Source organism: Geomonas diazotrophica (assembly GCF_019063885.1).
Lineage (GTDB): Bacteria > Desulfobacterota > Desulfuromonadia > Geobacterales > Geobacteraceae > Geomonas > Geomonas diazotrophica.
Map to the genome: position 1 here is coordinate 2,551,599 of NZ_CP077684.1, position 18,515 is coordinate 2,570,113.

17 protein-coding genes are annotated in these 18,515 nt (G+C 63.8%); 9 read left to right on the forward strand and 8 right to left on the reverse strand.

The features are described from left to right. The first annotated feature begins 366 nt into the window (after nt 1-366). The 3 genes from KP003_RS21310 (at nt 367) to KP003_RS11080 (ending at nt 1,802) form a co-directional block, all read left to right on the forward strand. Nucleotides 367-1,047: a PEP-CTERM sorting domain-containing protein gene (locus KP003_RS21310; protein ID WP_239027514.1), complete on the forward strand. Its 681-nt coding sequence runs from the start codon at nt 367-369 to the stop codon at nt 1,045-1,047. Nucleotides 1,048-1,269: 222 nt separating this feature from the next. Beyond that, the gene (locus tag KP003_RS11075; protein ID WP_216499845.1) at nt 1,270-1,632 is read left to right on the forward strand and encodes a hypothetical protein; all 363 of its coding nucleotides are present in this window, start codon (nt 1,270-1,272) and stop codon (nt 1,630-1,632) included. Beyond that, complete coding sequence (locus KP003_RS11080) at nt 1,629-1,802, forward strand: PEP-CTERM sorting domain-containing protein (RefSeq protein ID WP_216499846.1); 174 nt, start codon at nt 1,629-1,631, stop codon at nt 1,800-1,802. Before KP003_RS11075 ends, KP003_RS11080 begins: the two co-directional genes overlap by 4 nt. 109 nt (nt 1,803-1,911) lie before the next feature. Here KP003_RS11080 and KP003_RS11085 read toward each other — a convergent pair whose 3' ends face one another. The 4 genes from KP003_RS11085 to KP003_RS11100 form a co-directional block, all read right to left on the reverse strand. Continuing rightward, nucleotides 1,912-2,118: a GSU3473 family protein gene (locus KP003_RS11085; RefSeq protein WP_216499847.1), complete on the reverse strand. Its 207-nt coding sequence runs from the start codon at nt 2,116-2,118 to the stop codon at nt 1,912-1,914. A gap of 135 nt (nt 2,119-2,253) precedes the next feature. After that, nucleotides 2,254-2,487 (reverse strand): hypothetical protein, encoded by a 234-nt coding sequence (locus tag KP003_RS11090; protein WP_216499848.1) that lies wholly within the window; start codon nt 2,485-2,487, stop codon nt 2,254-2,256. A 55-nt stretch (nt 2,488-2,542) separates the two neighbouring features. Continuing rightward, nucleotides 2,543-3,361 (reverse strand): flagellin N-terminal helical domain-containing protein, encoded by an 819-nt coding sequence (locus KP003_RS11095; RefSeq protein WP_216499849.1) that lies wholly within the window; start codon nt 3,359-3,361, stop codon nt 2,543-2,545. Between the two features lie 267 nt (nt 3,362-3,628). Further along, complete coding sequence (locus KP003_RS11100; RefSeq protein WP_239027515.1) at nt 3,629-5,674, reverse strand: M1 family metallopeptidase; 2,046 nt, start codon at nt 5,672-5,674, stop codon at nt 3,629-3,631. A 134-nt stretch (nt 5,675-5,808) separates the two neighbouring features. Between KP003_RS11100 and KP003_RS11105 the strand changes: the two genes are divergently transcribed. Beyond that, a complete protein-coding gene (locus tag KP003_RS11105; protein ID WP_239027516.1) occupies nt 5,809-6,672 on the forward strand; it encodes a ChaN family lipoprotein in 864 nt (287 codons plus the stop codon). Nucleotides 6,673-6,723: 51 nt separating this feature from the next. On the opposite strand, the gene KP003_RS11110 is transcribed toward KP003_RS11105, so the two are convergent. Further along, a complete protein-coding gene (locus KP003_RS11110) occupies nt 6,724-8,094 on the reverse strand; it encodes a porin (protein ID WP_217299606.1) in 1,371 nt (456 codons plus the stop codon). Between the two features lie 167 nt (nt 8,095-8,261). Between KP003_RS11110 and lexA the strand changes: the two genes are divergently transcribed. Genes lexA through dinB form a run of 3 tightly spaced genes read left to right on the forward strand, consistent with a single transcriptional unit; the run spans nt 8,262 to nt 10,350 of the window. Next, nucleotides 8,262-8,867: a transcriptional repressor LexA gene (gene lexA / locus KP003_RS11115; RefSeq protein WP_216788319.1), complete on the forward strand. Its 606-nt coding sequence runs from the start codon at nt 8,262-8,264 to the stop codon at nt 8,865-8,867. A gap of 4 nt (nt 8,868-8,871) precedes the next feature. Next, a complete protein-coding gene (locus tag KP003_RS11120) occupies nt 8,872-9,117 on the forward strand; it encodes a hypothetical protein (RefSeq protein ID WP_216499852.1) in 246 nt (81 codons plus the stop codon). A gap of 3 nt (nt 9,118-9,120) precedes the next feature. Continuing rightward, the gene (gene dinB, locus KP003_RS11125; RefSeq protein ID WP_216788320.1) at nt 9,121-10,350 is read left to right on the forward strand and encodes a DNA polymerase IV; all 1,230 of its coding nucleotides are present in this window, start codon (nt 9,121-9,123) and stop codon (nt 10,348-10,350) included. 73 nt (nt 10,351-10,423) lie between these two features. Here the strand turns inward: dinB and KP003_RS11130 are convergent, their stop codons facing one another. The 3 genes from KP003_RS11130 to KP003_RS11140 are packed head-to-tail and all read right to left on the reverse strand — an operon-like array spanning nt 10,424 to nt 14,252. Next, nucleotides 10,424-11,593 (reverse strand): glycosyltransferase family 4 protein, encoded by a 1,170-nt coding sequence (locus tag KP003_RS11130; protein WP_216788321.1) that lies wholly within the window; start codon nt 11,591-11,593, stop codon nt 10,424-10,426. An 18-nt stretch (nt 11,594-11,611) separates the two neighbouring features. Beyond that, the gene (locus KP003_RS11135) at nt 11,612-12,949 is read right to left on the reverse strand and encodes a putative sensor domain DACNV-containing protein (protein WP_216499855.1); all 1,338 of its coding nucleotides are present in this window, start codon (nt 12,947-12,949) and stop codon (nt 11,612-11,614) included. A gap of 16 nt (nt 12,950-12,965) precedes the next feature. Then, nucleotides 12,966-14,252, reverse strand: coding sequence for a nucleotide sugar dehydrogenase (locus KP003_RS11140; protein WP_216499856.1), 1,287 nt, complete (start codon nt 14,250-14,252; stop codon nt 12,966-12,968). Nucleotides 14,253-14,563: 311 nt separating this feature from the next. Here KP003_RS11140 and mutS point away from each other — a divergent pair, with 311 nt between their 5' ends. Next, nucleotides 14,564-17,173 (forward strand): DNA mismatch repair protein MutS, encoded by a 2,610-nt coding sequence (mutS, locus tag KP003_RS11145; protein ID WP_216788322.1) that lies wholly within the window; start codon nt 14,564-14,566, stop codon nt 17,171-17,173. A gap of 23 nt (nt 17,174-17,196) precedes the next feature. Further along, nucleotides 17,197-18,459, forward strand: a complete 1,263-nt coding sequence (locus KP003_RS11150) for an N-acetylmuramoyl-L-alanine amidase (RefSeq protein WP_216499858.1) — start codon at nt 17,197-17,199, stop codon at nt 18,457-18,459. Nucleotides 18,460-18,515 lie beyond the last annotated feature (56 nt).

An 18,515-nucleotide genomic window follows, 5' to 3' on the forward strand; every position in this document is an offset into this window, starting at 1 on the left:
GCGCAGAGTTGCCGTCCCTCTCCCTGGTATCCCATCGCCTTGGTTCCGCATGATCCTGGTGTCGCTAAAGCTTACACCCGTTTATCCATCCACAGTCCGAATCAGGCCGATATCGTGTTTTTTCAGGGAGTTAATCGAGTTGGTTCCACTATTGCAACCAAGCCAACAAGGGAAATTGCAACGAGGGTATCGAGGCGATGAGGTAAGCAGTATCAGGCCGACATCAAAAGGAGGCAGACCATGAGAGCACGTAGATCATCATTAGCGCAGTTCATATTGCTCGGAGCCGCACTTATGCTGTCATTTGGAGTAGCCGTTGCACAGGCTACCATTGTCGATTTGACGACTTATGGTTCCAGCGGGACCGTGAACGGAGCCCTTTTCTACCAGACTGATCCCAGGCCCACGGGCACCGGCTACATCGATCCCTTCCTGAGGCTTGGAACCGGGACCAACAACTACGAGCAAGGGTACAACACCAGCGCACGCCCATTCCAGTATGACCAGAAGGAACCGCTCAACTACACCCACGACCTGATGCTCGGCGCCGTTCCGATCGTCAGCAAAAACGGTGTCGACTACCGCGAATTCCTACTCGACATCAACCAGATCAACAGTGGTACCGGGGCGCTCCTCTCTTTGGATGTACTGCAGATCTTCCTGAGGAGTTCGGCGTTCACCGACAGCGACATCACCCACCAGGGCAACAACTACACGTTCCCGAGCCTTGGCACCATGGTTTGGAACCTTGACGACGGTGTCGACAGCTACATCAAGTTGAATTACGACCTCAACACCGGCAGCGGTTCCGGCGACATGCTCTTCTACGTCCCCAACTCCCTCTTCGCGGGCTACGCCGACACTACTGCGCTCTACCTCTTCTCCGGTTTCGGCACCAACTATGAGGCCAATGACGGGTTCGAGGAATGGTGGGTAGGTAAAAGTGCTCCGGTACCGCCGGTTCCGGAACCGGGAACCATGATCCTGCTGGGCGCCGGCTTCCTGAGCCTCGCCATCTACGGCAAACGCCGCAGAAACAACGCATAAGAGAAGATGCAAGATTGAAAAAAAGCGGGGGCCGCAAAGGCCTCCGCTTTTTTTTGCCTGGAGTACAAGGATCGGCAGCCCGGATGCCGCCGCTGTCGGGATCCCTTACACCGTTTTGGGCCGGTCCGGCAAAGTGTGCAGACCCGCGAGAGACGCACCCGTGGGCACAGTAAATGTTAATTGATGAATTTTAAAATTTTCGATGTGATTCAGGAGGATGTTATGGGAAAGATGCTGCTTACTGTCCTGGTGCTTGGTCTTTTGGGCGTCGCGCGCCCCGGCTTCTCGTACTCGCTGATTTCGGACTCCGCCCAAGTCGGCGGCAGCGATAACCTCCTGCAGTACGCCGACCTTTCCAACAGCAGCCAGGCCGAGATCGACTGGATCCAATCGTTCTTTCCCGATGCCTCGATTTCGCTCAAGCAGGAGGACTTCCAAGGCGGAGACTGGCAGAAGGTCGACTACGGCGATCTATGGCCCCTGTACCTCACCACATCTCCGACTATTTCCTGGTTAAGACCGGCAACACCGGCACGTACACCCATTACCTCTTTGAAATTCTCGATGACCCGTCCTGGGCGGTGATCAGCCTGTCCGACGTCAACATTCGCGGGGTGGTTGGCATCTCCAAGATCAGCTACGTCGACGAGATCGCAACCACACCGGTTACTGAGCCAGGGACGGCCCTACTTTTGGCGACCGGGTTTATGGGGCTTGCCTGGTACGGCAAGCGCCGCAGAGGTAGCCGCCTCTAGCCCGAAAAACAAAGCGGCGGGAGTTGCTTTGGCAACTCCCGCCGCTGCCGGGTGTTAAAGATCCCGACAAAGCCATGCCTCCCTGTAAAGGAAACCGACGGCCGCCCCCTCAGGCCACCGCGCTGCCGGGATGTCTTCTTTCCGGACCGGCATAGCTTTTGTGGATTTTCGGCGACCGGACCGGGTCGACCCCCACGATGACCCATCCGGACGAGCGCAGGAACCTGGCGACGACGCCGGCCTCGATCAGGCTGTCGAGCATGTAGTCTTTGACGTAGTCGTACCTCTTGTTTGTCCAATGCACTTGAACCAGCATAACTGCCCCCTCGCACTGCAGCTTTGGTCAACTCAGCGCAGTTTCTGGTTGGGACTCCTCGCTTGAAATAATTGCAATTTTCAGACCCGCCTTACCGAAATTCGCAGCTTATCTTGGGGGGGTACCACGACGGGGCTAGAACTGACCAAGGACGAGCCGGGCCTGTCTTGATGAATTGGCGAGGGGGGGCTGCGCTTCCTGCTGGGCCAGGACAAGCCGCTGCATGTTGGTGCCTTCCTGCCGGAGATCGACGGCGGCGGCACCGTCTCCACCCGCCGCGACGGTCGCGCCAGGCGATGCGGGGTGAACACCGTTTTCGGCGCTATCCTGGAGCAGGCGGCACACCGGCGGAAGCTGTGATTTTTTCATAGCCGCTCCTTATCGGTGAAGCGGCGGGATGGCCAGGCCATCCCGCCAGGACAAGCTAGAACAGTTTGAGGATGGACTGGGCCGCCGCTGAGGAGAGGCTCAAAGAGGTGGTGCCCAGCGACTGGCGGGTCTGCAGCATGAGCATGTTCGCCCCTTCCTCGTTCATGTCGGCGAGGGTCAGGTTGTCGGCGCCGGTCTGCAGTGTGTTGATCATCTGGTCCGTGAAGCTCTGGCGCGTGGTGATGATGTTGAGGTTGGCGGCCAGGGCCTGCGTATTGACCCTCAGGGTCGAGATGGCGGTATCCATCTTCGCGGTGTCGGTGGTGATGTCGGAAACGGTCTGCCAGTTGCCGCTGGCCGCAGAAAGGCTCAGGCCGTTCGAGTTGGCCAGGAAACCGACGACGTCGAGGGTGGAGCTGGCGTCCTCGTTGAAGTTGACCGTGAGGGTGTTGATGTTGCTCAGCAGGTTCAGCCCCCGGTAGCCGGAATCCGAGGAGAGGTTGTCGATCTGGCTACGGATCGTGTTGTACTGGTTGGCGAGCTTCGACTGGACGTTGGTGTCGCTGGTGGAGAGGGCGGATTGGGCAACCCCCTTGGCGGCGTTTATGAGGCCCGTGATGGCGGTGATCCCCGCGTTGGTAGCGGTGACCGTCTGCACCGCTTCGGACATGCCGTCCTTGCGGTCGGAGAGGTCGCTGGCGCGCTGGTTGGCGTTTTGCGCGGCGAAGTAGTTGGTCGGGTTGTCCAGGGCGCTGTTGACCTGCTTGCCCGACGACAGTCTCTGCTGGGTCCGGTTCAGCAGCTGGCTGGTGTTCTGCAGGTACAGCAGGTTGGTCCTCATGCCGGCGGTCAAAGAGATATCACTTACTGTCATGGCGTTACTCCTTTTCTGGGCGACCCGGCGTTCTGCCGGTGGTTTTCCAACCGTTTGCTTGCCTCGCACGGAAAAAGGTCGCAGAGTGGCCAGTTCGGCGCCCCCTCCGCAGGCACGATAGTCTGCTTATCGACCTCGGGAAGTATAACTTAAATGTTTTTTAATTCACAAAAATCAATTCTGGATTCGAGAGGAGGCGAGGATAACGGCGGGGAAACGGGTGCGGAATCCGGCGCCCCCCGCAGCGGGGAGGCGCCGGGAAGGGTGCTAGGGGGAATGCTCGGGGAAGCGTACCACCACCTCCCCGTCTTCGGGGACAGCCGTCGACTTGCGGCGGTTGGCGCCGCCGGAGAAGAGGAGATAGCCGTATTTGCCGTAGTGGGTGACCTTGGGGGCGTACAGGGCAGCTGCTGTTGGCGACCCCGGCTCGAACAGCGCAACCACTCCTCTTGCGGGCGCGCTGCGCTGCAGCACCGTGAAGCGCAGGGTATCGGGTGGTCCGGCCTCTCCCGCGGGGTTGACCGGTTCCGCACCGGGGGGCAGGAGCGAGGCGTCGCGGGGGAGGCCGCAAAAGAGCAGGTCGTGCCCTGCCGCCTGCTCCGGCCTCAGCTCCGCCTCGTCGACGACACCCGCCCTCCCTTGGGAGAGGGAGGCAAGAAAGCCCCTGAAGCTCCCCCGGTCGACCCGGCAGTTCCGTGTCACGACACCGAGGAGTTTGCCGGACCCCTTGATGCTGTTCACCGTGGCGGGGATCTCGCCGGGAGCGAGGATGCGGAAGATCTCGGCATCCGGGTCGAGCAGCAGCCGCTGCGGTTTCGCCGGCGCGGCAAGGTCGAACGAGGTGGCATCCTGCGCCTGAACCGGCAGCTGCCAGGCAAGCGCGCCCGCCGAAGTCTCCAGGCGCAGCGGGACCTTCTGCGCGAAGTACGGGGGGGACTGCCTGACCCTTCCGATCACCTGCCAGCCGACTCCCAGGCGTCGGCTCTGCGTGCCGTCCAGGGCGAGCCTCGGTCCCCCCTTGCGCTCGATCAGCATACGGATCTCCGCGAGATCCTTTCCGGATGCCTGGGAGAAGGCGCGCAACAGGTCGCTCCAGGAGGCGGAGCGGTACATCCGCTGCCGCGCCAGTTCACGCAGCGCGCCGAAGAAGGCCTCGTCACCGATCCGGGACCGGATCATGTGAAACACCATGGCGGCCTTGCCGTAGCCGATGGCCCGGGAGGCGGGATCGTTGCGGCTTACGAAGGCGGTGAGGGCAAACTCGTTTTCAGGGGTGACCAGCGAGGCGTAGTCGATGAGGAGCTGCCTGCGGTATTCAGCCGCCTCGGCCTGCGAACGGCGCTCCTTCAACAGGTAGTCGGCCAGATACGTCACCAGCCCCTCGCACCAGTTCCCTTCCGACAGGTCGACATCGATCCCGTTGCCCCACCAGGAATGCGCGATCTCGTGCGGCAGGCTGGTGTCCACGATGAAGGGGAGCCTGATCACCGCTCCGCCGAGGAGGGTGAAGGAGGGGAACCCGTACCCGGTGGGAAAGAAGTTTTCCACGACTGCGAACTTCTCGAAGGGAAAGGTGCCGAAGAGCTCCTGGTACGAGGCGAGGTACTTCGCAGCCGCATCGAGGTAGCGCGGCGCGAGCTCGGCGTTGTCCGGATAGAAGTAGCTGTAGAGCGTGATCCCCGCAGCCTTGCGCTCCTCGACGAGGTAAGGGCCGGCGCTCAGCGACAGCTCACCGACGGGCCTTTTTTCCTGCCACACGGAACGGGTGGTGCCGCCGGAAGTTTGCCTGGAAAGGCGGGCACCGAAGGTCACCGCCTCTGTTCCGGCCGGCGCCGAGATGGCGATCATGCGGCTGGCCGGGACCTGTTCCGGAACGGGGTACCAGTTGGCGCCCCCCCCGAGGAAGGTCCCCTCGCTGCCGATGGCTGCGTTGACGCCGTAGCTTGGGTCCTCCCCGGCCGCGGGATGCCGGGAGACCTGGTCGTTGAAGCTCGCGCGGTACGAGATCGCCAGGGAGTTCTCCCCTGGCGGGAGTTCCAGATCGATGGCGCCGGAGCGGAAGGTGAAGGGAAGCTCGCGGTTGCCGCAGCGCACCGACTCGACCTTGGCCTGGCTGGCGAGTCTGAGACGGACCGCGCGGCTTCCGGGAACGAAAACGATCCGGCTTTCTCCGGCCAGTTCGTGTCGGGGAGGATCGAGACTGACCGCGATCTCCTGGCTGATCACGGCGGGAGCCCCGGTTGCGGCGGCAAAGCTTGGGAACGCCGCCAGAGGCAGCAAAACCAGCGATAACAACAGGGGAACCACCCTCACATGAACCTCCCGCCGACGCGGCACCCCGCGCCCTACGCCTCTTGCGCCGTCTGGCAAGAAGCAATTTAAGTTTGTGATCTTAGCGCCGTTGGTGTAGGCTGCGCCTTCCAAACCAATCGGACCGAGGACCTCAGATGACCATGCCCAAGACCATCGCCCTGTTCTTCGTCATCCTCTGCACCTTGTCTCTCCCCTTAAGCGCCCACGCAGGCCAGACTATCACCCGCGTCGGCGACCGGCAGGCAGTCACCCTGCAGCAGCTCTGCGCCAAGGCGGAGGCGGCCGACCTGGTGATGATCGGCGAGGTGCACGACGCGGTTCAGCACCACGACCTTCACCTGGCGGTGATCCGAGAGCTCAGGACGCGAAAGCTCCCGCTGGCCATCGGCGTCGAGGTGATGCAGTCGGACAACCAGAAGGAGCTGGACGCCTTCATGGCGGGAACCATGTCCGAGGCCGATTTCCGGCAGGTTTTCGCCAGGAACTGGTCCTACGACTGGCGCCTGTACCGCGACATCTTCATGTTGGCGCGGGAGAACAAGATCCCGATGATCGCCCTGAACGTCCCCAAGAAACTGGTGATCAAGGTATCGCGCCAGGGCTACGCGTCGCTCACCCCCGAGGAACGCACGACCCTCCCCGAAGGGACCACGTGCGACATCAACAACCCGCATACCGAGTTCCTGAAGCAGTCGTTCGGGGAGGTCTTCAAGCGCGTTACCAAGGGGCGTATCTTCGAGTACTTCTGCGAGGCGCAGACCCTGCGCAACTCCGGCATGGCGATGAACATCAGTCAGTACGTGAAGACGGCGCCGAAGACCAAGATCGTGGCCCTTACCGGTATCTGGCACGGCGTGAAGAACGCGGTCCCGGAGCAGCTCGCGCGCAGCGGCACCAAGCTCTCCAGCCTTGTGGTCATGCCCGAGATAAAGGAGTTCAGCGCCGGCAAGGCCTCGCCCGATGCCATCGACTACCTGGTCAGCTTCCCCTCCCCTTGAGGGGAAGCTTGGCCACATTAAGGCCATTCCCCTCCGATTGCAAGTTTTCCCTCAGAACAGCTTGTTCCACATCAGCGTGACGCCGTTGCCCGAACGGCCGTTGCGCATCACCCCCGACTCCCAGCTCCAGGCCAGGTAGAGCGACGAATCCCAGAAAAAGGCGCTGTCCAGGGCGACCGTAGCGGCTGCTCCGTGCATCTCGTCGAAGTCGACCCGGTCGTTCCCCACTGCGGTGGAGCGGTCCGCCCAGACGTAGGAGCCGAGGGTGCTGAGGTACATGAAGAAGGTGAGCTCGCGACGGTAACCGGCGCTGGCGCTGGCGTAGCCGCGCGCCAGCACCCGGTCGTAGATCACTCCGGAGTAGTGCGGCCAGGCAAGGTCGTACTGCTCGCTCGGGAAGGGACCCCCGTTCAGGCGGAAGGCGTTGAAGCGGTCCCCCCTCCCCTGTGCGGTGAAGCCGCCGTAGAGGCTGAACAGGAGACGGTTACGCTCGGACAGCCCCGGCACCCCGCCCGCCGCGACCAGGTGCCCCTCCGCCTGGGTATAGTCGCGGTTGCCCCCGTCGGCACTGCCGGCCTCCCCGCGCCACGTGTCCCGGTGCAGGTGGTCGACGTCGAACCCCGCGGCCATCCCTAGATGCGGCAACTCCAGGAGGTTTCGACGCATCCCGTCGTAGCGGCAGCGCAGTCTGGCGCCGTAGAGGGGAGTGTTGGGGGGGACCCAGAGCCCGGGTGCGCTGTCCGTCTCGCGGTGCGCGTAGAAATAGCCGCCCCGCGCCACCAGCTGCACCCTGAGGTCGTTGTCGACCTGGAAGGGGTAGACCGGACGGCGCCAGCCAACGCCGAGCGAGCCGAGCAGGATCCCATGATAGAGCGCGGTGCCGCGGATCTCGTCGCCGTTGCGCAGCTCCCTTCCCGCCACCGGCGGCGTGTCGTTCTCGAACTGGGCCACCAGGTCCCATCCCCCGAGGTCGCGCAGGTAATCGAGCTCGTTCACGAAGACCGCCACCATGGCCCGCCGGTAGCTGCTGTCTGCGACGCGCCGATGGTAGAGGGCGGCCGCCGGGATGATCGGGCTCTCCCCTTGGGCGGGCGCAAGCAGCGAGGCGCCCCCGGTAATGGAGGTCATGTCGGCGCGGTCCACCGCGGGAATGTCGACCCGCTGCCCCATGAAGGTGACCCGCTTCGCCTCGCCGGCAAGCGGCGTGTGGTACGCCGTTTCCTCCGCCGACCAGCAGAGCGAGCACCCCAAAAGGAGCAGGCAGGCAGTAACGATGCCCCTCGCGAGCGTCGCGCCCGGACCATGCCCCCTTCTTGCTGAGCCCCATGCACCGGGGCTCCCCGCTCCGCCCCCCCCTCCCCCGCCACGTAGCACCTGCCTCCACGCCGTACCCCCCTTTGTTTGCGCGACTTTGTTTGCCATGGCTCCCTCCGTTTGAGTTCGGCTGGCGCTGCACCACCTGGAACATCGCTACACTATAATTTGAAAATTTTACTACTCAAGGGGGGAGTTTCCGCTCGATTTTGGTGTTGACAGGGAGAGGTTACCATCTGGTAAGGTTGTCATCAGATAACCAGGAGGTGGTACTGATGGAGCAACTGACGCCACGACAACAGGAGGTGCTGGACATCGTTTCCAGGCATATCGAGGCCTACGGCTACCCCCCCACCCTGCGCGAGATCGGCGCCAAGCTCGGGGTTAGCGGGACCCTCGGGGTGCTGAAGCATCTGGAGGCCCTGGAGCGAAAGGGGTATCTGCGCCGCCAGGAAGGTAGCACCAGGGGGATCACATTGAACCGGCAGGGGCAGGGGGCAAGCCTCCCCATCGTGGGGACCGTGAGGGCCGGGGCGCTGCACCCCGCCATCGAGGACATCGAGGGGCACTTCACCATCGACCGTTCGCAGCTGGACAAGGGGGGAACCTTCTTCCTGCGCGTAAAGGGGGATTCCATGATCCACGCCCATATAAAGGAGGGAGATCTCGCTCTGGTGCGCCCGCAGCCGGACGCGAACAACAGGGACATCGTGGTCGCCATGGTGGCCGGCGAGGCGACCCTGAAGAGGTTTTACCGCGAGGCGAACAGAATCCGCCTGCAGCCGGAGAACCCCAACTACGATCCCATCTTCGTCCAGGAGGGTGACGGCGAGGTATCCATCGTCGGGAAAGTTGTTGGCATCTACCGGCAGATGGAGTAATTTCATGCAGCGCCTTTGCGACAGCATCAGGGTGGCCGCCATCTTCGCCCCAGGCGCCGGAATCCGCCCGGTCTGGTTCGAGTGGCGCCGGCAAAAGCGCGCCGTCACCCGCCTCTCCTACTTCTGGACGGACTCCCTGGGAGGCGCGACCCGCCTGCACTTCGCGGTCTGCGACGACAGCAACCTCTACGAACTGATGTACGACACCTCCGACCAGAACTGGACCCTCGTGGGGGTCGAGGAGCAGTAGGACTTGGCAGAGAACCGGATCATCCTGCACATCGACATGAACGCCTTCTTCGCCTCGGTGGAGCAGCAGTCGAACCCCGCCCTGCAGGGGAAACCCGTGGCCGTGATCGGCGCGGCCAAGCGCACCATCATCACCACCTGTTCCTACGAGGCGCGCGCCTTCGGGGTCAGGACCGGGATGAACAGCTGGGAGGCGCGCCAGAAGTGTCCGGAACTCATCTTCGTGGTCGGCAACAACAAGAAGTACAGCTACACCTCGAAGCAGATCATCGGCATCATGCGCGAGTACACGCCGCTCGTGGAGGTTTTCTCCATCGACGAGGCCTTTCTGGACGTGACCGGGTGCCTGAGCCTGTTCGGCTCACCCGAAGGGATCGCCGGGATGATCAAGGAGCGCATCAGGGAGCGTTTCGGCCTCACCTGCTCGGTAGGTATCGCGCCCAACAAGCTCCTCGCCAAGCTTGCCTCGGACATGCAGAAGCCGGACGGGCTCACCGTGATCCCCCCGGAACGGGTGGCTCAGGTCATGGAACGGCTGCCGATCCAGCAGCTGTGCGGCATCGGGGCGAAGACCCAGCAGCAGCTGGCGGCCTTCGGCATCAGGACCTGCGGCGAGTTGGGGAGGTTCCCGGTCGAGATTCTGAAGAAGAAGTTCGGAGTGACCGGGGAGCGGCTGCATTACATGGGGCTTGGGGTGGATGATGCACCGGTGGTCCCCGAGGAAGAGGCCGAGGAGGTGAAGAGCGTCGGTCACTCCACCACGCTGGACGCGGACCTTTGCCAGCGTTCGGAGATACTGGCGGTGCTGCTGCAGCTCTCGGAGATGGTGGGGCGGCGGGCCAGGAAATACCGCGTCACGGGCAAGACCGTTACCCTGACCGTCCGCTACCCGGACTTCACCACCTTCTCGCGCCAACTCAGCCGTTCGGTGCCCACCAATAACAGCGACGAGATCTACCGGGACGCCGTGCAGATCCTGGATCAGCTGGAACTTGCCCAGGCGGTGCGCCTGCTGGGGGTGCGCATCACCAACCTCACCCACCAGGCGGAACAGTTGCCCCTGTTCGAGAGCGAACGGAAAAAGGCGCTCGTGGCGAGCGCCATGGACCACGTCAACAACAGGTTCGGGGATTTCTCGGTCACCTTCGGCACCCTGCTGGGGAAGGAGTGCGGCGCCAAGGTGATCTCGCCGGCCTGGAGACCGGAAGGGGTGCGCAACGTCGACGCGGACTGAGCGTCGCGCCGCGGGATGGAGATAAGGGGGAGCGGTCGCGTCGGCTGAAACCGCGCCCGGGGTGTCCGCGCAGTCACAGCCTCCTGATCAGTTCCACCAGGAGCCTGCCGTTGGCCGCCGGATCGAAATATTGCCTGCATTTGGCCGCCCCGCTCTGGCCGATTTTGGCCGCGGTCTCCGGGTGGTCGAGGCAGTACTCCAGGGCTCCGGCGATGGCCACGGCGTTCCCCGGCTCGACGATGATGGCGTCCTCCATGTGGCTTAAGTAGCGCCGCACGTCCCCGACGTCCGAGACGATCACCGGGTTGCCGGTAGCGAGGTACTCGCCGAGCTTGAAGGGGAACCCGGCGTTGGCGTAGGTCGAGCCGGTCCGGGTCACGCACAGCACGTCGGCGCCCTGCAGGAAACGGTAGAACTCGGCGTCATCGAGGTATCCCACGTACCGTATGGCCGGGTTCGCCGCGATGCGCGCTTGGTAGTTCTCGACGCTCCCCCCCGTGCCGCAGAGCATCAGCTGGCAGTTCCCCTTCTTCTGGTGCACCTTTTCGAAGGCTTCCAGGAGGAGCTCGATGCCATCCTTCTTGGCAAACGACCCCGCGTAAACGAACTTCATCGGTCCCGGCTCCCTCCCCCCCGTCGCGGACAGATCGCAGCGAGCCGAGATAGGAATGAGGCAAAGCGGCACCGAGAGCGCTATCTTCTTGCCGTAGAGCGACCTCAGGTAGCTGGAAATGACCACGACCCCGTCAGCGAGCCCCAGGAGATACCGGTCCAGGATCTCGCCGGCCAGCCACTTCAGCTTGCCCGGAAGGGTCAGTTTGTCATCGATGTAGGTGTTGTCCTCCACGATATCGAAGACAACCTTGTATCCCAAGCGCTTCCCCGCCACGATGAGCAGCACGTTTTCCGCGGTCACGCCGCCATAGCAGTACAAAACGTCCATCGCCCCGTCCGTCCGCCACTTCTTCAACATGCCGATTCCGTTCCAGTGGTACCAGAACAGGGCGACCGGCAGTCTCCAGTCGAGCTTCAGGTCCGCGCCGATGCGCCGGTACTCCGTCCCCTGGTGGTTCCCCCCCTGTCCCCCAGGCGTCCCCTCACCCGTGGGCCGCAGCTGCAGCACCCTGGTAGTCGCCGGGAAAGCCTGGAGATGATCGATGAAATGCTGGATCCTCTTGGTGGAAGCCATGCCCGAGGGGTAACCGAACCTCCCCATGAACACTACGTTGAGACCGATTGCCATGACTAGCTCTCCCCTTGTTCAAAACCCCGGAACACCGGTTGGGACCTGGTCCCAGTAGGTGACCGAGCCGTTGTGCCAGCGCACAATCTGGACGCTCTCGTCCTGCGAGATGACGATCGCGATGGCCTGGTGCAACCGCTGGCAGAGCCGGTATGCGGCCCGGTGCCTGGTGCCCACCCCCTCGCTCAGTACCGGTTCGCACTGCTCCCCCTCGGTGTCCAGGGCGTGCGCCACCATCCCCACGCTGTCCAGGTCACCTGAGATGACGCCGCCGAAGCCGAGCAGTTCCTGGCGCTTGGTGATGACCACCGCGCCGTCCACCGCGGAGAGCGCCGCGATGAAGTGAGCCACGTCGAAGATCGCCTCGTCGAGGAGGGCGATGTTCTCGTTCTTGCTGTCGACGTACTCGTGCCATCCCACCATCCTCCCCTCGGCAGCCGCGTCCACGTTGATCTCGGCCAGGGTGTTCATAATGCGCAGGGTGAGGGAGAGGAAGCGCTGCCGCGAATCGAACTCCAGGAACTGGTACTTCAAGGCCAGGTACTGGTTCTGTTCCATGATCTCCTCGGCCATCTCGGCCGGCAGATACACCAGCAGGCCGCCATGGTTGGAGTTCCTGATCACGCTGATGATGCGCCGGATGGCCTGCTGACCGATCTTGCTGCCGAACTGGGGGTCGAGATCGGCCCAGGGACGCTCGGCGCGCTGCCGTGCCTTGCGGTGCAGGGCGAAGGTCTCGTCGTTCAGGGAGGCGAGGCTCTTCGTCATCCAGTCGGAGTTGAAGACGTCCAGGGTCGGGCAGTTGATCTGCCCCCCGTTCAGCGAGGCGATGATCTCGTCCCCGATGCAGACCGAGATCTGCCCCGGCCCGGTGACGTAGACCACCAGGCTGGGTGGCATCGGGGGAGAGGTCTTCCTGCCGCCGTACACGGCATGCATCCAGCGGGTCCCGGAGTGGAGCAGTCCCCAGATCTGGGCGCCGAGGACGGGGTCGATGAAGATGCCGATCAGGGTCCGGTAGAAATCGGCGGCGGGCGCCAGGCGGTGCAGTTCGTACTCGTTGAAGGGGCGCGTCCTGGAGAAGACGAGGCGGTGCATCCCGGTAGGAGGCCCTTCCTGGGCCGCGAAGAGGTAGGAGTCCCTGATGATCAGCCGGAACATGACCGGGCGCTCCTCCTCGCGCAACAGGCTCGCCTGGTAGCAGGTGGATATCACCTGCTCCAGCAGCGCGCGCTCGGGGAGCTGAAGCTTCCCCTGCTCGGCCCCGGGGCAAACCCGGTCCAGCAAAGCCTCGTCCCGCCCCCGGGCGTAGATGAAGGCGACCAGTTCCCTGGGGTAGCTGTGTCCCTCTCTCATGGCAGCCTCCGCCCCCTCACAGGCACCAGACCCGGATCCCCGCGGCGGCCATCTGACGGCTGTCGTAGATCCCCTTCACGTCGATCAGGACCGGGTTCTCGACCATGAGACTCGCGAACTTGGCGGGGGTCCACTGCCGGTAGCTATCGTGCGCCACCGCGACGACGACCGCCACGGCAGGCTGCAACCGGTCCGGTGCCTTGAGCGTCACGCCGTAGGCACTCCTGGCCTCCTGGGGATCCGCCATCGGGTCGCAGACCTGAACCTTCAGGCCGTAGTCCCCCAGCTCGGTCAGGATGTCCACCACCTTGGAGTTCCTGAGGTCCGGGCAGTTCTCCTTGAAGGTGAGCCCAAGCACCGTCACGTAGGAGCCGAGCACGTGGTGCCCCGCCCTGATGATCTCCTTGACCGCACGCTGCGCCACGAATTTCCCCATGCCGTCGTTGATGCGCCGCCCGGCGAGGATGACCTGCGGGATGTAGCCGATCTTCTCGGCCTGGTAGGTGAGGTAGTAGGGATCGACACCGATGCAGTGCCCCCCCACGAGCCCCGGCTTGAAATTCAGGAAGTTCCACTTGCTCCCCGCGGCGGCCAGCACCTCGCCCGTGTCGATGCCGAGCCGGTCGAAGATGAGGGCCAGCTCGTTCATGAGGGCGATGTTCAGATCGCGCTGGGTGTTCTCGATGACTTTGGCGGCCTCCGCGACCTTGATGGAGGGGGCCCGGTGCACCCCCGGGACCACCACCTCGGAGTAGACCGAGGCGACCACGTCCAGGGTACGGGTGTCCTGGCCGGAGACCACCTTGAGAATGCTGGTGAAGGTGTGTTCCCGGTCGCCGGGGTTGATCCGCTCCGGGCTGTACCCCACGGTGAAGTCCTCGGGGCTTTTCATCCCCGAGACCCGCTCGAGGATCGGGAGACAGATCTCCTCGGTGACCCCCGGGTACACCGTGGACTCGTAGACGACGATGTCCCCCTTCTTGAGCGCCTTCCCCACCGTCTCCGACGCGCTGCACAACAGGGAGAGGTCCGGCTGGTTGGCCGGATCGACCGGGGTGGGAACGGCCACCACATGGAAATCGGCCTCGCGCAGGTCCTCGATCCTGTTGGTGTAGCAGATATCCGCGCCGACGAGCTCCTCGGCGGCCACCTCGCCGGTCCGGTCGCACCCCGCGCGCAACTCGTCGATCCTTCTCGTGCTGATGTCAAAGCCGATGGTGCTGCGCACCTTGCCGAACGCCACCGCCACCGGCAGCCCGACGTAGCCGAGCCCCACCACCGAGATCTTACGTCCATGCCCCATGCCGCACCTCCCTTGCCGGCATCCCATTGGTGCCGGTCCGCTCTCGCCTGCGTCACGTTCGCCCCGCTGCAGCCGATGAACGGAGGCCGCCGGGGGGCGCCGCAAAAAACATTAGGCAATTTTAAGTTATTTGTCGTAAAGCTCCAGAGAACGAGTGCAAAAAATGCTTTTTTTCGCCTCCGCAGCCCCCAGGGCGCCTCCCCCTCCCCGGGACCGGAAGCTTCTCTACCGCGCAGGGCAGGGAAGCTTTACATGGACCCTCGATTTTGCTAAGATGCCCCGCGTTTCTCTTCCCCCGAAAAGGTTTCCAAATGTCTGAAATGACGCCCATGATGCGGCAGTTCCTCGAGATTAAGGCAGAACACCCCGACGCCATCCTCTTCTTCAGATGCGGCGACTTCTACGAGATGTTCCTGGACGACGCGGTGAAGGCCTCCCGCATCCTCGGCATCACCCTCACCTCGCGCAACAAGAACGCCGACGGTTCCGAGGTCCCCCTGTGCGGAGTCCCCTACCATTCCTGTGCCCCCTACATCGCCAAGCTGGTCGAGGCGGGGGAGAAGGTCGCCATCTGCGAACAGGCCGAAGACCCAAAGCTCGCCAAGGGGATCGTCAAGCGCGAGGTGGTAAAGGTGATCACGCCGGGGCTCGTGGTTGAGGATGCCTCGCTTTCCCCCAAGGAAAACAACTATCTCCTCGCCCTTTGCTGCGACGGCGAATGCTACGGCATCTCCTACCTGGACCTCTCTACCGGCGAGTTCCGCGTCACCGAGCTCTCCGGGCTGCAGGCGGCGCTGGCCGAGGTGGCCTGCATCGCACCGCGCGAGATCATCCTCCCCTCCTCCTTCCGGGAGCCCCAAAGGTCGAAGGAGATGGCGCCCGTCGCCACCGACCGGAGCGTCACCTATTTCGAGGAGTGGGTCTACGACACCGATTACTGCAACCGCCTGATCGGCAACCAGTTCAAGGGAGCCAGCGCCGAGACCCTTGGGTGCCACACCCTCCCGGTCGCCCTCCTCGCCGCGGGGGCCGTGCTGCACTACCTGGTGGACACCCAGAAGGGGAACGCCCCGCACGTCACCGGGATCACCCCCTACAACCAGAACCAGCACCTGCTCCTGGACGAGTCGACCCGGCGCAACCTGGAGCTGACGCAGACCATCTCCGACGGCAAGAGGAAGGGGTCGCTTTTGGGGCTCATGGACCGGACCGTCACCGCCATGGGGGGGCGAAAGCTCAAGCAGTGGATCAACTACCCGCTCATGGACCAGGAGAAGATCCGCGGGCGCCAGGACGCGTTGCAGGAACTGATCGAGTTTCCCGGGGTGCGCGCCGAGCTGAAGACGCTTCTGTCCGGGGTCTACGACCTGGAGCGGCTGAACGGGCGCATCAGTCTCGCCTCCGCCTCGGCCAAGGACCTGGCCGCGCTCAAGGCGTCGCTCTCCCGGCTCCCCGCCATCAAGGACCAGGTCGCCGGCTGCGCCGCCCCCCTTTTGAAGGAGCTGGACGGCGGCATCGACCCGCTCTCAGAGATCTGCGACCTGATCACCCGCGCCATCGTGGAGGATCCCCCCTTCGTCCTGCGCGACGGCGGCATCATCGCCGACGGCTACAACGCCGAGCTGGACGAGCTGCGCGCCATAAGCCGCGAGGGGAAGGGGTTCATCGCCCGCCTGGAGGCCCAGGAGAAGGGGCGCACCGGGATCGCCTCGCTCAAGATCCGCTACAACAAGGTGTTCGGCTACTACATCGAGGTGACCAAGGCCAACGTCTCCGCCATCCCCGAGGACTACATCAGGAGGCAGACCCTCGCCAACGCCGAGCGCTACATAACGCCGGAACTCAAGGAGTACGAGGAGAAGGTGCTCGGCGCCGAGGACCGCATCAAGGAGCTCGAGTTCAACCTGTTCCAGGAGGTGCGCGAGGCGGCCGCGGCGCAGGGGGAGCGGATCGCCAGGAGCGCCGACCGGCTGGCCTGCCTGGACGTCCTCGCCTCCCTCGCCGAGCTTGCCCACGACAAGGGGTACTGCCGGCCCGAGGTGCACGAGGGGAGCGAACTCTCCATCACCGAGGGGAGGCACCCGGTCATCGAGGACATGTACTCGTCCGAGCGCTTCGTCCCCAACGACACGCTGCTGGACAACGGCGAGAACCAGCTCATCATCATCACCGGCCCCAACATGGCCGGTAAGTCGACCTTCATGCGCCAAGTGGCCCTGATCACCCTGATGGCGCAGATGGGGAGCTTCGTCCCGGCCGAGAAGGCCCGCATCCCGCTGGTGGACCGCATCTTCACCCGCGTCGGGGCCTCGGACAACCTGGCCCGCGGCCACTCCACCTTCATGGTGGAGATGATGGAGAGCGCCGCCATCCTCAGGGGGGCCACGGCGAAGAGCCTGGTAATCCTGGACGAGATCGGCCGCGGCACCTCCACCTTCGACGGGGTCTCCATCGCCTGGGCCGTCGCCGAGTTCCTGCACGACAACAAGGCGCACGCCGCCAAGACGCTCTTCGCCACGCACTACCACGAGCTCACCGAGCTCGCCGTCACCCGCCCCGGCATCAAGAACTTCAACATCGCGGTCCGCGAGTGGAACGAGCGCATCATCTTCCTGAGGAAAATCGTTCCCGGCGGGGCCTCGCACTCCTACGGGATCCAGGTGGCGCGCCTGGCCGGGCTCCCGCAGGCGGTGATCGACCGTGCCAAGGAGATCCTCACCAACCTGGAGAAGGGGGAGTACGGCGAGGGGGGCGTGCCGCGACTGGCGCGCGGCAAGAAAAACCCGCCACCCTCCCCCCAGCTCTCGCTCTTCGATGCGGGCGAGGACCTGATCAGGGAGAGGCTGAAGGGTGTGGAAGTGGCGCTGCTGACGCCGCTCGAGGCGCTTAACCTGGTGGACGAACTGAAGAGGATGATCTAGATGACACCGAGAGGTCAAGGCGCATGAAGCGCAGGGAATTCGTCAAATACATCGGGCTGGCCGCCCCCTACTACCGCTGGGTCGCCTGCCGGGCGCTGGCGGCGCAGGGCTCATTGCTCCTCTCGCCGCTTTGGACCGGATCCGCGCAGGCCGCCGGAGCGCCCCTGGTCCCGGTCACGGAGCTGAAGCACTGGTCCACCCCGGACTACACCAGGGTCTCCATCACGCTGGACCAGGAGGTGCGCTTCGAGCACCACAAGCTCCCCAACCGGCTCTACCTCGACCTGCAGGGAACGCACCTCAACGCCGGCGTCAAGGACCTCAACATCGGCGACGGCCTTTTGAAGAGCGTGCGCATCGCCCAGTTCGCGGCCTCCACGGTGCGCGTGGTGCTCGACCTGGACAGCATCAAGGAATACAAGGTCTTCACCTTCTCCGACCCCTTCCGGGTCATCGTGGACGTGAAGGGGGAGCGCAGGCAGGAGATCTCCGCGTCCAAGGAGGTCATCGAGAGCGCCCCATCGGAGCCGAAGAACGTGGAGAAGGTCAACCCGCCCGAGAAGGCCAAGCCGGTGGAGAAAGGGAAACAGGCGAAGTTCAAGCCGGGACGGATCCGCAGGATCGTGATCGACCCGGGGCACGGCGGGCACGACCCGGGCGCGGTGAGCCCGTCCGGGACCAGGGAAAAGGACATCGTGCTGCAGATCGGCCTGGACCTCGCGCAGAAGGTCCGCGACGAACTGGGTATCGACGTCGTCATGACCCGTTCCACCGACGTCTTCATCGAACTGCAGGAGCGCACCGCCATCGCGAACAAGGTGGGGGCCGACCTCTTCGTCTCGATCCATGCCAACGCCTCGCTGAACCGCGCCGCCAACGGCATCGAGACCTATTACCTGAACCTGGCCAAGACCGAGAAGGTGGCCCAGTTGGCGGCCAAGGAGAACGGCACCTCGTTGGAGAAGGTGAGCACGCTGCAGGCGATCCTCTTCGACCTGATGGCCAACTACAAGCTGAACGACTCGGCGCACCTGGCCGACGAGGTTCAAAAGGCGCTCTACAAGAAGGCGCTGACCGGCTACCCCACGGTGAAGAACCTGGGCGTGAAGCAGGGGCCGTTCTACGTCCTGGTGGGCGCCACCATGCCCAGCATCCTGGTGGAGACCGCGTTCCTGAGCAACGAACGGGACGAGCAGAAGCTCAAGGACCCGCACTACCAGGCGCTCACCGCCGACGGTATCCTCGCGGGAATCAAGGGGTACATCACCTCACTGAACAAGGGGTGATTCCCCCGGGGCTAAAACGCAAAAAGGCCGGCAAATGCCGGCCTTTTTTTATTGTC

Bases quoted from the DNA above. Each gene is read 5' to 3' on its own strand.
- KP003_RS11075 (WP_216499845.1), top strand. From the start codon at position 1,270: ATGGGAAAGATGCTGCTTACTGTCCTGGTGCTTGGTCTTTTGGGCGTC.
- KP003_RS11085 (WP_216499847.1), bottom strand. From the start codon at position 2,118: ATGCTGGTTCAAGTGCATTGGACAAACAAGAGGTACGACTACGTCAAA.
- KP003_RS11090 (WP_216499848.1), bottom strand. From the start codon at position 2,487: ATGAAAAAATCACAGCTTCCGCCGGTGTGCCGCCTGCTCCAGGATAGC.
- KP003_RS11095 (WP_216499849.1), bottom strand. From the start codon at position 3,361: ATGACAGTAAGTGATATCTCTTTGACCGCCGGCATGAGGACCAACCTG.
- KP003_RS11105 (WP_239027516.1), top strand. From the start codon at position 5,809: ATGACCATGCCCAAGACCATCGCCCTGTTCTTCGTCATCCTCTGCACC.
- KP003_RS11110 (WP_217299606.1), bottom strand. From the start codon at position 8,094: ATGGCAAACAAAGTCGCGCAAACAAAGGGGGGTACGGCGTGGAGGCAG.
- lexA (WP_216788319.1), top strand. From the start codon at position 8,262: ATGGAGCAACTGACGCCACGACAACAGGAGGTGCTGGACATCGTTTCC.
- KP003_RS11120 (WP_216499852.1), top strand. From the start codon at position 8,872: ATGCAGCGCCTTTGCGACAGCATCAGGGTGGCCGCCATCTTCGCCCCA.
- KP003_RS11130 (WP_216788321.1), bottom strand. From the start codon at position 11,593: ATGGCAATCGGTCTCAACGTAGTGTTCATGGGGAGGTTCGGTTACCCC.
- KP003_RS11135 (WP_216499855.1), bottom strand. From the start codon at position 12,949: ATGAGAGAGGGACACAGCTACCCCAGGGAACTGGTCGCCTTCATCTAC.
- KP003_RS11140 (WP_216499856.1), bottom strand. From the start codon at position 14,252: ATGGGGCATGGACGTAAGATCTCGGTGGTGGGGCTCGGCTACGTCGGG.
- mutS (WP_216788322.1), top strand. From the start codon at position 14,564: ATGTCTGAAATGACGCCCATGATGCGGCAGTTCCTCGAGATTAAGGCA.
- KP003_RS11150 (WP_216499858.1), top strand. From the start codon at position 17,197: ATGAAGCGCAGGGAATTCGTCAAATACATCGGGCTGGCCGCCCCCTAC.